Origin of the sequence: Psychrobacter sp. KCTC 72983 (assembly GCF_014280455.1) — a bacterium.
In the GTDB taxonomy this organism is placed as follows: Bacteria; Pseudomonadota; Gammaproteobacteria; order Pseudomonadales; family Moraxellaceae; genus Psychrobacter; species Psychrobacter pacificensis.
Window position 1 is genome coordinate 2066164 of the sequence record NZ_CP060390.1, and the last position, 12307, is coordinate 2078470.

Annotated in this window: 10 protein-coding genes and 1 tRNA gene; 9 read left to right on the forward strand and 2 right to left on the reverse strand. The window is 45.5% G+C overall.

Annotation, left to right across the window (positions count from 1 at the left end; translation table 11 throughout):
• Positions 1-234: 234 nt before the first annotated feature.
• Positions 235-567: a CopG family transcriptional regulator gene (locus PSBA01_RS08940; protein ID WP_071002054.1), complete on the reverse strand. Its 333-nt coding sequence runs from the start codon at positions 565-567 to the stop codon at positions 235-237.
• Positions 568-756: 189 nt separating this feature from the next.
• Positions 757-832, reverse strand: a tRNA-Asn gene (locus PSBA01_RS08945).
• 492 nt (positions 833-1324) lie between these two features.
• Here PSBA01_RS08945 and PSBA01_RS08950 point away from each other — a divergent pair.
• The 9 genes from PSBA01_RS08950 (at position 1325) to PSBA01_RS08990 (ending at position 12256) form a co-directional block, all read left to right on the forward strand.
• Positions 1325-1669, forward strand: coding sequence for a DMT family transporter (locus PSBA01_RS08950; protein WP_075107501.1), 345 nt, complete (start codon positions 1325-1327; stop codon positions 1667-1669).
• A 1-nt stretch (position 1670) separates the two neighbouring features.
• Positions 1671-2264: a TetR/AcrR family transcriptional regulator gene (locus PSBA01_RS08955; RefSeq protein WP_058023770.1), complete on the forward strand. Its 594-nt coding sequence runs from the start codon at positions 1671-1673 to the stop codon at positions 2262-2264.
• Between the two features lie 106 nt (positions 2265-2370).
• A complete protein-coding gene (gene betB / locus PSBA01_RS08960; RefSeq protein WP_186473999.1) occupies positions 2371-3873 on the forward strand; it encodes a betaine-aldehyde dehydrogenase in 1503 nt (500 codons plus the stop codon).
• Between the two features lie 104 nt (positions 3874-3977).
• A complete protein-coding gene (betA, locus tag PSBA01_RS08965; RefSeq protein WP_186474001.1) occupies positions 3978-5678 on the forward strand; it encodes a choline dehydrogenase in 1701 nt (566 codons plus the stop codon).
• 277 nt (positions 5679-5955) lie between these two features.
• Positions 5956-8001 carry a choline BCCT transporter BetT gene (gene betT / locus PSBA01_RS08970; RefSeq protein WP_186474003.1) on the forward strand — a complete coding sequence of 682 codons (2046 nt, stop codon included), beginning with the start codon at positions 5956-5958 and terminating at the stop codon, positions 7999-8001.
• Between the two features lie 242 nt (positions 8002-8243).
• On the forward strand, positions 8244-8732 hold the full coding sequence (locus PSBA01_RS08975) for a M48 family metallopeptidase (RefSeq protein WP_058023766.1): 489 nt from the start codon (positions 8244-8246) through the stop codon (positions 8730-8732).
• A gap of 159 nt (positions 8733-8891) precedes the next feature.
• Positions 8892-9314 (forward strand): hypothetical protein, encoded by a 423-nt coding sequence (locus tag PSBA01_RS08980; RefSeq protein WP_058023765.1) that lies wholly within the window; start codon positions 8892-8894, stop codon positions 9312-9314.
• Between the two features lie 25 nt (positions 9315-9339).
• Positions 9340-10278, forward strand: coding sequence for a DMT family transporter (locus tag PSBA01_RS08985; protein WP_186474004.1), 939 nt, complete (start codon positions 9340-9342; stop codon positions 10276-10278).
• A 217-nt stretch (positions 10279-10495) separates the two neighbouring features.
• Positions 10496-12256 carry a TrkH family potassium uptake protein gene (locus PSBA01_RS08990; protein WP_186474005.1) on the forward strand — a complete coding sequence of 587 codons (1761 nt, stop codon included), beginning with the start codon at positions 10496-10498 and terminating at the stop codon, positions 12254-12256.
• Positions 12257-12307 lie beyond the last annotated feature (51 nt).

A 12307-nucleotide genomic window follows, 5' to 3' on the forward strand; every position in this document is an offset into this window, starting at 1 on the left:
CACAGTCGCAAACGTACGATAAGGTCAAAGAGTAAATGCGTGTCGGTATGAGGCAAAAAAGAGTTCAGAGAGCAAGGCTGATCTATAAATTGCAATCTCACCTTTATCATAGCCACAAAAAAGACCAAGCTTGCGTGAGCAGACTTGGTCTTTTTGATAAAAATAGTGACAACGTTTTAGAGTCTCAGTCAATCTCAGCCAGATCGTTATGATTAATACGACTGATGAAGGATATTATTGATCGCTGTCTTGCAATTCAGATAAAGAGTGAGAGATATTGTTGTTATGAGTCACAACAATTGCCTCATCGATGATGCGCTGGCTCACACCGCGCTTACGTAACGTCTCAATAAATACTTCGTCATGAGCGAGCGTATAATCTTGATGGTCACGATCGAGTCCTTGACGAATATAAAGACGGATAAGCCCTTGAATGCGCTTAAAACCCAATTCTGAGCTGGTTGTTTCTAATAGGGCAATCATTTCTTCAGACAACCGAATACTGATCGGGCGCATGATTTTTTGCGGATGATCAGAGAACTTATTTTTTACACGTGCAGGTATCATAATAAACCATTATTTTTAGTGAGTAGGGGTAAAACACTCAAACAAAAACGAACCCAATCAAAACTAATCTTACCATACAACAAAAATGCCAAAAAGAACACCGCTGCCATGCGAATATTATGATAGTCAATATGAAAACGGCAACAATAAAAAAACCTTCATCAAATAGTGATGAAGGTTTTTCGTATATGGCTCTCCAACCTGGGCTCGAACCAGGGACACACGGATTAACAGTCCGTTGCTCTACCAACTGAGCTATTGGAGAATAAGCTGTCATAACTGCAAGTGTTTCAAGCTTTATAAAACAGTCATTACTTGGCTTGTTCGCGTTATGTGGGGCACATTTTAGCCAAGTCGTTAAAGGCTGTCAACCTTATTCTGAGATAAATTATAAATATTATCGCAATTATTATAAATAGGCGTTTATCCCTTATCAGATAGGACGTTTCAGCGCCTCTGCTCGTTCAATAGGGGCGTAAATAGGCCGATTTGCTCACAATGATACGTACACTTATAAAAATAAAAGACGTTACGTAGAAGAATGCGCAAAAAGCGCACGCGAGTATTTAGATCGTAAGACAAAGCAGGTAATAAAAACAGTTCTATCTTGAAATAAAAGCCATTACGACATGCTTTGACACAATAAAGTTGCAGGACAGCCCTTCACATTGGTAACAGAAATCTATAAAATACCGACCATGTGGTTTCTTTGCTATGTTTTATTAGCAGTTGCTTAAATAAAGGCGGTGCGCAAAAGATGAGTTCTACGACGATTGCCTACGGTTACCTAACCATTGCCATTATATGTGAGGTGGTAGGGACGACATTTTTGGTGAAATCAGAGCAGTTTACCCGTTTAGGGCCAACGCTGATGATGGGGGCGCTGTATGCGCTCTCATTTTATTTATTGGCACAGACACTCAAGGTGATACCGCTAGGCATTGCTTATGCGTTATGGGGCGGGTTGGGCATTGTGCTCACATCGCTTGCAGGCTTGGTGCTATTTAAGCAGACCCTTGATACGGCAGCAGTGGTTGGCATTGCCATGATCGTTGGCGGTGTCGTTGTAATGAATTTATTGTCTAATTCTGTGGTGCATTGATATGAGTGTAGAAATAGAAAATCCTTATAAGCGTAAAAAACAGCCAGAAGTGGTTCGCCGTGCTCTGCTCGATCAAGCAGCACGGATCACGCTTGAGCAAGGGCTATCTAAAGTGACGTTTCAGGCAGTCGCTGATGCAGCAGGCGTGACAAAGGGCGGTGTGATGCATCATTTTGCAACAAAAAATGCCCTTGTGCTTGAAGTGTTCGATGATGCAATGGCGAAATTTGAGGCAGAAGTCGAGGCCGCTATGGCAAAAGATCCTGTGAGTCATGGCGCTTTTACCCGTGCTTATATCGATGCCACCATCAGTCTGGGCGAAAAAGCGCAAGAAGAATACGACAATCAAGCCACCTTATATGTATTGATGCTAGGTGATAGTGAGCTACGTGAGCTGTGGGCCAAATGGGCCAACACGCAGTTGGAAAAACATGCCGCCACTGACGATACTGAAACCCTATGTATGGCTCGTCTGGTCGCTGATGGAATTTGGCTCTCCGACTTTTCAGGTATCAACATATCAGATAAAAAATCGCTACATGATCGATTGATAAAAATGACGCAACCTGACTTTGACAATCGTTCGGGTCAATAAATATCCGGATTGCTAACCATCCAACTTTAGAATTTTAACAATGACGATATGATTTGGTAAAACGGCGTTTTATTGCCGCTTTTATCAATCCTCTCAAGGAGTATTTATGACAGATATCAACAATTTGACAGACATTATCGATTTAGAACAAGTGCAAACTGCCTATATTAATGGTCGCTACTTAGCGGTCGATGACACGCTCGCCACTTTTGAAGACATCAATCCAGCGACAGGTGAAGTGCTGGCAACCATTCAGCAAACGAGCAATGAGCAGATTGATGATGCGGTCAAAGCGGCTCATAAAGGTCAAAAAATCTGGGCGGCAATGACCACCGTTGAGCGTGGTCGTATTCTCTCAAAAGCTGTTGAGATATTGCGCGCGCGCAACGATGTGCTCGCATTACTTGAGACCAAAGACACGGGCAAAGCCTACTCTGAGACAAAGTATGTCGATATCGTCACGGGTGCTGATGTGGTTGAGTACTATGCAGGACTTGCGCCCATGATTGAAGGTCGTCAGATTCCACTGCGTGAGACGAGCTTTGTCTATACTCGCCGCGAGCCGCTGGGTGTGGTCGCAGGTATTGGCGCATGGAACTATCCGATTCAGATTGCGATGTGGAAAGCCGCGCCTGCATTGGCTGCTGGTAATGCAATGATCTTTAAACCATCAGAAGTCACGCCGTTGACTGCCTTAAAACTGGCAGAAATCCTGACAGAAGCGGGACTGCCAGATGGTGTGTTCAATGTCGTGCAAGGCAACTACGAAGTGGGTCAAGCACTGACCAATCATCCAGATATCGCCAAAGTATCATTCACTGGTGGTGTGCCGACTGGTAAAAAGGTCATGTCGAGCGCGGCAAACTCATCGCTAAAAGATGTGACGTTAGAGCTTGGCGGTAAGTCACCATTGATCATATTTGATGATGCTGATATCGATACTGCGGCTGATATCGCTATGATGGCGAATTTTTATAGTACCGGTCAGGTATGTACCAACGGCACGAGAGTATTCGTTCCTAAAGCGCTACAAGCCAAGTTTGAACAAGCCATCTTAACGCGTGTTAATCGTATCAAACTGGGTGATCCAATGGACGAGAACATCAACATGGGTCCATTGGTCAGCTTCCCGCATATGGAGCGCGTACTTGGCTATATCGAGCAAGGGAAAGAGAGCGGCGCGCGTCTGCTAACGGGCGGCGCGCGCGTCACAACAGACGCATTGGCTAATGGTGCTTTTGTTGAGCCGACCGTATTTACAGATTGTAGCGATGATATGACCATCGTCCGTGAGGAAATCTTTGGTCCAGTCATGTCAATATTGACTTATGAGAGCGAAGAAGAAGTCATCCGCCGCGCCAATGACACCGATTATGGCTTAGCAGCTGGAGTGGTGACGACTGATTTAAAGCGTGCGCATCGCGTCATTGCTCAGATCGAAGCGGGTATTTGCTGGTTGAACACGTGGGGTGAGTCAGCGGCACAGATGCCAGTGGGTGGCTACAAGCACTCAGGCGTTGGCCGTGAAAATGGTATCGAGGCGCTTGAGCATTATACTCAGACCAAATCTATCCAAGTAGAGTTGGGTGCGTTTGAATCGGTCTTTTAAAGAGTGGTATTGAGAAAGTGAGCGCAGTTTGGGCCTGATGACGCTGTGCATTTGACCTCACTGCTACCAAGTGATTTATATTTTTCAATATTATGGAGCATGTTATGACATCAACCACCCCTGAGTACGATTATATTATTGTTGGTGCAGGGTCAGCAGGTAATGTGCTGGCCACGCGTCTGACCGAAGACGCCGATATCAACGTGTTATTACTAGAGGCAGGTCGTCCAGATTATCGATTGGATTTTCGTACCCAAATGCCAGCGGCGCTTGCAATGCCGCTGCAAGGGACGACCTATAATTGGGGCTACAAAACCGATCCTGAGCCATATATGAACAACCGTGTCATGGACTGTGGTCGCGGTAAAGGGCTTGGCGGCTCATCGCTTATCAACGGTATGTGCTATATCCGCGGTAATGCGCTCGATTATGATGGTTGGGCAAAGATAAAAGGTTTGGAAGACTGGACGTATTTGGATTGCCTTCCGTATTTTAAAAAGTCAGAAAACCGCGATGTTGGCGAAAATGACTATCACGGCGCTGGCGGTCCTGTCGAGATGACCACCTCAAAACCAGGCGTCAATCCTCTGTTTCAAGCCATGATTGAAGCAGGCGTGCAAGCAGGATATCCGCGTACCGAAGACTTAAACGGCTATCAGCAAGAAGGCTTCGGTCCGATGGATCGCTTTGTGACCCCAAATGGTCGCCGCGCTTCAACGGCTCGAGGCTATCTAGATCGCGCCAAGCCGCGTGACAATATCACGATCTTGACAGGGGCGCTGACCGATGTGATCTTATTCGATGGCAAGCGTGCCGTCGGTGTCAAGGTAGAGCACGGAGGCCAAACCAAAAAGTTTTATGCATCTCGTGAAGTGGTAGTGTCGTCTGGCGCGATTGCCTCACCGCAGCTATTGCAGCGCTCAGGTATCGGCCCTGGTCAGTGGCTAAAAGACGCTGGCGTGACAGAAATACTAGATTTACCGGGTGTGGGCAATAACTTGCAGGATCATTTAGAGCTGTATATGCAGTACGAATGTAAGCTGCCAGTCTCTATTGCGCCTGCCAATAAATGGTGGAATAAACCTGCTATTGGAGCTGAGTGGTTGTTCAATGGTACAGGCCTTGGGGCCTCCAACCAGTTTGAAGGCGGCGGTTTTATCCGTACGGATGAGACATTCACTCACCCAAATATCCAGTATCATTTCTTACCGCTTGCCGTGCGTTACGATGGCCGTAGTGCCAGTGATTCGCACAGTTTTCAAGCCCACGTCGGTTCATTGCGTTCTCCAAGTCGTGGTCGCGTCAAGCTGACCTCAAAAGACCCCAGTGCGCATCCAAGTATTTTATTTAACTATATGTCACATGAGCAAGATTGGCAGGAGTTCCGCGCGGCGATGCGTATCACTCGTGAGATTATGCATCAACCTGCGCTGGACCCTTATCGCGGTGCTGCCATCTCACCCACCGAAGACTTGGTGACCGATCAGCAGCTAGATGACTATGTGCGCGAGCATGGCGAGACGGCTTACCATCCCTCATGTACCTGTGCGATGGGCGAAGATAATGATTCGGTCGTCAATGGTCAAGGGCTGGTACATGGTATTGATGGCTTGCGAGTCGTCGATGCATCTATCATGCCAAATATCATTAGTGGTAATCTCAACGCCACCACCATCATGCTGGCCGAAAAAATCGTTGATAAAATGAAAGGCGTACAATTGCCGCGCTCTACGGCAGATTATTATGTGGCCAATGGAGCGCCGCTACGCGCTGAGCCAATGCGCGATTATCTCTCAACGGTGTAAATGACAAGTCAGCATAAAATATGCTGCTAAATAAAGAACGATATCAGATAACTCCAAAATAATGGCCTTTCAACGTAAAGGTCTTTTTTATCAGCGTCAATATATGAGCGCAATGTATGTCATATATTGGTGCTATTTATCATTTTATTCGCTTTTATTCATTGGTACTGCTTTGTGCGTCATGCGGTTAAGTATACGTTATGTGGTCAAAAGTCATAATACTATGCCGGACAAAGCAATATCGGACACTGTTTAATTTACTTATTTGAGGTCTTTTATGTACAGTTCGCCATCAAAAGAGGTGACGAAACCGTTGAGCTTAAACAAAACTGTGTTTTTAGGTTCGGCTATTATTTCTATTTTATTGATCATCTGGACCATTGCTTTTCCAGATTATAGTGAGACCTTACTGAGTTCAAGTATGGCGTGGGTATCAGATAAGTTTGGCTGGTATTACATGCTAGTGGTTGCCGCTTATAGTATCTTTGCTTTGTTCGTTGGTTTTTCTAAATATGGCGATATTAAGCTGGGTCAAGACCACGAAAAAGCGCAGTTTCCGTTTTTAGCGTGGGCAGCCATGCTGTTTTCAGCGGGTATCGGTATTGACCTGCTGTTTTTTGGGGCGTCAGAGCCATTGATGCATTATTTAACGCCGCATACTGGCCTAGAGCCTGCGAGCGCCGAGGCCATGCGTCAAGCGCTTGCTCAGACTTTTTTGCATTGGGGTCTGCATGGCTGGGGTATTTATGCGCTGATTGGTATGGCACTGGCTTACTTTGCTTACCGCAAAAACATGCCACTTGCGCTACGCTCACCGCTCACGCCAATATTTGGTGAACGCCTGATCAAAGGCTGGCTAGGTGATGGGATTGATACTTTCGGTGTTGTCTGTACGTTGATGGGTATTGCGACGAGCCTAGGTATTGGGGTGCTACAAGCCAATGCTGGCTTGACCCATGTCTTTGGTATTGAATCTAGCAAGATGGTTCAGGCGCTGATCATTGTCGGTGTGGTCGTCGCTGCCGCTGTCTCTGCAATGACGGGTGTTGAAAAAGGCGTACGTCGTCTGTCTGAATTCAATATGCTGTCGTCAATATTGCTATTGCTTGCCATCCTCGTGATGGGTAATACCGTATATTTATTAAACACCTTTACGCAAAATATTGGTCAATATTTCCAAACCATTATCTATAAAACCTTTGATGTTTATGCCTATGACGGTACTGCCGGTGCCGACTGGAAATCAGGTTGGACGATATTTTTCTGGGCATGGTGGGTGGCTTGGGCACCGTTTGTTGGTCTATTTATCGCGCGTATCAGCCGTGGCCGTACGCTACGTGAATTTGTCTTTGGCGTGATGTTCATTCCATTGGGCTTTATTTTTGCATGGTTCTCTATCTTTGGTAACACTGCGATAGATCTGGTCGCCAATGGCGCAACGGCGCTTGGTGAAACTGCCGTCAATGATGCCGCCATGGGCATGTTTGCGCTATTTGAATATTTCCCCTATAGCGAAGTGCTGTCATTTGCAGGTGTGATCATCGGTCTGGTGTTCTTTGTCACCTCTGCGGACTCAGGCGCGTTGGTACTGGCCAATCTTAGCTCAAAAGGTATGACCAATGATACTGATGCACCGGTTTGGTTGCGCCTATTTTGGGCAGCGGCCACCGGTCTGATCACTTTAGGTCTGCTGTTCGCCGGCGGCTTTGCTTCGTTGCAGTCGGTGTCTGTCATCGCAGGTTTACCATTTTCGCTGATTTTGGTGCTTTACATGATGTCGATGTGGCGCAGCCTAAAAGAAGAGGGCAATAAGCGCAAAGCCAGCACGATTGGTACCGCCAATGTGCTCGACAGCGGCAAAGGTTGGAGAGCACGTTTGCAGCGTATTGTGAGCTTCCCAGGACACGCACAGGTTGAAAAGTTCTTAAAAACGGTGGTGATGCCAGCGATGACTGAGGTCGAAAAAGAGTTCAAAGCAGGCGGTCTCAAAACCTCTTTAGATGCGCATAATCTTGCCAGTATCGGTGAAGATATCGATGCAGGCATGGGCCAAGACAGTGGTCAGGTCGACGGTCTAAAACTGCGCGTCGGTCATGGCGATGAAGATGACTTTATTTATGAGGTCAATCTCATCAAAGCTGAACGTCCAAACTTTACCTTAAACACCTCAACCAAGCATGCTGAGTTTTACTACCGTGCTGAGGTGTTTTTAAGCGATGGCTCGCAGGAGTACGACTTGGTGGGCTACACCAAAGAGCAAGTGCTGGTCGATATTCTGCATCAGTATGAGCGCCATTTGCAGTATCTACATTTAGAGCGTTAATGGTCTAGATTATCGTGCTATATCGCGCTATCAATCTATATGTACGATAGCCGATAAGTGACCGTCTTTATAAGAAAGTGTTATAAGCAATGACCCCATAAGTTGACTACCGCTTATGGGGTTTTTTGTGGCAAATAAGGTAAATGGGAAGTAGAACAAGCCTGAGATAACATATAGCCAATATAAGGTAAAATCCATCAAACAAGCGGACAGCTTTTAACACATAGACAAAGGATATCGTTGTGAGCAGATTAAAATACATAGCGCATTACTCAGAGCAGATTCAAACGCAAGCGGCGCAAATGATAAGCGACGGTCGGATGGGTGAGTATTTGGATAAAAAATATCCCACCCAGCACCAAGTGCAAAGTGATAAGGCGCTTTATCACTATGTCAATGAGATAAAAAACCAATACATGCGCAAGATTGGCCCGCTATCAAGCGTCAGCTATAGCAGTAAGTTAAAGGTACTAAAGCATGCGCTAGGTATCCATACTACCCAGTCTCGCGTGCAAGGCAGCAAGCTTAAATCCCATAACAGTATCACGGTTGCCAGTCTATTCAAAGACGCACCGCCAGAGTTTTTACGGATGATTGTGGTACATGAGCTGGCGCATTTTAAAGAACATGATCATAACAAGGCGTTTTATCAACTGTGTTGTCATATGGAACCTGAGTATCATCAGCTCGAATTAGATATGCGTTTATGGTTGCACTGGCAAGAGCAATGATTGGACAGCAATATAAAGTCAAAACATCTCTTTGCCACCGTCTGAAAACGCTCAACGTTATCGCTAACCGTGCTAAGCTTGCCTCTACTAAAAATTTAACTGCCAAATCATAAATTGAGACACAATTTTTTTGTTATCTCACGAAAAATAGAGAAAAAAATGATCAATACTAAAATATATAAAGCCATTTACACCTTAGCCGAAGAGCTGCTAGAGGCCGATCGTCGCGGCGATCAAGCAAAATTTGATGCGCTTTATGCAGAATTAAACGCCATTTGTACCGACAATGAAAACACCGATAAAGACCATCCCGAGCAGTGGGAGACACTTGCTGATTTCACAGAAGATTTGGATGAGGCTTTGGTGATCTATGATAAGGCATTGGTCAAAGCCACAGCGATCAACTCAAAAGATCACATGGCCTCAATCGCTTTTTCTATGGCGGTGCTACAGCTTGAGACGGGTCAGACTGAAGCGGCTATCCAACATCTACAAAATGCCAAAGTTGCAGCCAACAAAATCGAAGACAAAGAATTTAAGGTTGAGATAGATGAGCTGTTTGCGAAACTGGTGACTGAATGATCGACCTTGTCCAATAGGATAATGGATGAATGACTTACTCAATAAAAATACTCACAAAAACACGTGGCTAGTGCCTGTTGCTTGCCTATTAGCAGGGGGTGCGCTTACTGGTATCTCGACCAACTTGGCAAAATATGCTGTCAATATCGGTCTAACACCACTCGCGTTTTTGTTTTGGTCGATCACTGGCGCGGCCATTATTTTACTAATCGTTGCTCTTATCAAACAAGAGATACCGCCTATTAGTGCCCGTAGTATCGAGTATTATGTCGTCGCCGCCTTTGTTAGCGTGGCGGCTGCTAACTTACTGTTATTTTCGGCCATTCCTCATGTTGGGGCAGGGTTTGTTGCCCTAATTATATCTTTACCCCCACTGCTAACGTATCTTGGCGCACTGATGCTACGTATGGAGCGTTTTTATCTCATTCGTGCGCTTGGCGTAGTGGCGGCGCTTCTTGGCGCAGGGGTGTTGGCTATTCATAAGCTTTCTGCACCAGAGTCTAGTGTCTTCTGGATCTTAGTCGCACTGTGTGGCCCAGTGCTACTCGCCATTGGCAATATATATCGGACGTTACGCTGGCCTGATAATGCCTCCTCTAGTGCGCTTGCACCCGGTATGTTGGTGGCGGCGGCATTGCTGCTAGGTTTGTTTAGTGCGCTCTCTGATTTTTCTGTCGCGATACCTTTGGATGCTTGGTTGCCGCTAGGATTGATAGCCGTACAAGCGTGGGTGTTTGCTGGTCAGTTTTTCTTATTATTTCTTTTGCAAAAAACAGGTGGGCCTGTATTGCTCAGTTTACTAGGGGCGGTTGGGGCTGTCGTTGGTGTACCGATTGCGATATTTTTGCAGGGAGAGCGTCCACCTGAGGGGTTGTTTTTGGGAGCATCTTTGATAGCTATCGGCGTGGTGCTGGTGACATGGGGCGGTGTAAAAATGGCGACCATAATAACAAAAGAAGAATGAGAGACGGCTTAGCAAGTGGGGGCTTAGCAAGTGGGAAAAAGGAGTCAGTACGTCAGTCAGTATTGTATGATATTGCAAGTATTTGATATCTCATCTGAATGACTCTTAGGATCTATATTGATTCAATAATTGGTTACGATTCTCTCAAATCAGTTTTTGTGAATAGGGCAAAAAAGGAGTATAAGTATCGTGGTTATTGTTGTCATGGGTTCAAGCTATGAATGCAGCCGCATATTATCGATTATTGAATAATGTTACGATTCTGATTAGTGTCATCGGGGTAGCTATTGCCTTGTTGGATAGTGGCTTTACGCTGCCCATTTGGCTCCAACAAGTGTTTCATATTTTTTACTTGGTCGTTATTTTGCTCAGCTTTGTGGTGACGGTTGGCCGTTATCTCTACACAAACAAACCGCGAACGCTCAATAAAGTTGCTATTTTTGATGCTTTTACCAGTATCGCGATTGTCATTTTACTTACCGCGCATTTCACTGATTTGGTGCGTTCTGGATTGGACGCCGCCGTTGATGGTTTTGTCGCGATAAAGATCGCCGTGTTTGTCACCTTTATCCGTGAACTCTCTGATCATAATTTCAATCTCAATCGCACCTTTTTGCATCCTGCACAGTTTTTTATTTTAAGTTTCTTAGCCGTTGTGCTGGTTGGTGCTTTGCTCCTAATGATGCCCAATGCGACAACGCAGCCGCTGTCCTTTATTGATGCACTCTTTACCGCGACTAGTGCCGTTTGTGTGACTGGGCTTATTGTGGTGGATACGGCAACCTATTTTACGACGTTTGGCCAAGTCATTATTATGGGACTGATACAAATCGGCGGCCTAGGTATTTTGACGTTCGTGACGTACTTTAGTTACTTCTTTAAGGGTGGCGTCAGTTACGAGACGCAAGCGAGTATTAGCGAGATGTCTTATATGCGCGGCATGGGTAATGTGGTGTCGACACTTAAGTCTATTTTATACGTGACATTCGCCGTTGAGGCGGTGGCGGCGGCACTCATTTATATCAGCATTTATGATATGCCTGATATGAACTGGTCTGAGCAATTGTTTTTTTCGGTCTTTCATGCGATATCCGCTTTTTGTAATGCTGGGTTTTCGACCTTTAGTGCTGGCATGTATGACGATTCGCTACGTTTTAATTATCCATTGCAGCTTATCATTGCGATGACCTTTATCTTTGGCGGTATGGGCTTCACCATTGTGGTCAATGTACTGCGCTATCTGCGTCATCGCATTGAGCAGCTGATCTATCGCAATGACCGGCACTATATTTATCAGCCTTGGTTGCTGAATATCAACAGCCGTATTACCTTGATTACGACTGGGGCGTTATTGTTGACTGGTCTGGTTGGGGTGATGGTATTTGAATACAATAATGTACTCGCTGACCATACCAGCTTTTTCGGTAAGCTTATCACAGGGTTTTTTACGGCTGCCACGCCGCGAACCGCAGGGTTCAATGTCATTGATATGGGTGAACTGACTTTTCCAACGGTCATGCTAACGATATTTTTGATGTGGATTGGGGCGTCGCCCAACTCAACGGGTGGTGGTATCAAGACCAGTACCTTTGCGATTGCGCTATTAAATACACTGAGTCTAGCCCGTGGGCAAACAAAGATAGAAGTCTTCAAGCGTCAGATTGCGGAGATTTCAGTCCGCCGCGCGTTCTCTATTATGTGGTTGTCATTATTGGTCATCGGTACGGGTGTGACGCTGATTAGTTATGATCAGCCAGAGCTTGATTTGATCAAAGTGGTATTTGAATGTTTCTCAGCTTATAGCACGGTTGGGCTAAGTTTAAACCTGACAGCAGACTTATCGGATTTTAGTAAAGTCGTGGTTTCGGTCATCATGTTTGTTGGACGGGTCAGTATGCTGACGATATTTATTGCGCTACTCAAAAACATGCGCCAACGCAATTATCGCTATCCGACTGAGGAAATCACGATTAACTAACTTGTGATAAATAGACGGTTTTATGTGCAAAAACAGGGAAACATAGAGTAA

Excerpts from the sequence above, each read along its gene's own strand:
- PSBA01_RS08940 (WP_071002054.1), bottom strand. The coding sequence starts at position 567 with ATGATACCTGCACGTGTAAAAAATAAGTTCTCTGATCATCCGCAAAAA.
- PSBA01_RS08950 (WP_075107501.1), top strand. The coding sequence starts at position 1,325 with ATGAGTTCTACGACGATTGCCTACGGTTACCTAACCATTGCCATTATA.
- PSBA01_RS08955 (WP_058023770.1), top strand. The coding sequence starts at position 1,671 with ATGAGTGTAGAAATAGAAAATCCTTATAAGCGTAAAAAACAGCCAGAA.
- betB (WP_186473999.1), top strand. The coding sequence starts at position 2,371 with ATGACAGATATCAACAATTTGACAGACATTATCGATTTAGAACAAGTG.
- betA (WP_186474001.1), top strand. The coding sequence starts at position 3,978 with ATGACATCAACCACCCCTGAGTACGATTATATTATTGTTGGTGCAGGG.
- betT (WP_186474003.1), top strand. The coding sequence starts at position 5,956 with ATGTACAGTTCGCCATCAAAAGAGGTGACGAAACCGTTGAGCTTAAAC.
- PSBA01_RS08980 (WP_058023765.1), top strand. The coding sequence starts at position 8,892 with ATGATCAATACTAAAATATATAAAGCCATTTACACCTTAGCCGAAGAG.
- PSBA01_RS08985 (WP_186474004.1), top strand. The coding sequence starts at position 9,340 with ATGAATGACTTACTCAATAAAAATACTCACAAAAACACGTGGCTAGTG.
- PSBA01_RS08990 (WP_186474005.1), top strand. The coding sequence starts at position 10,496 with ATGAATGCAGCCGCATATTATCGATTATTGAATAATGTTACGATTCTG.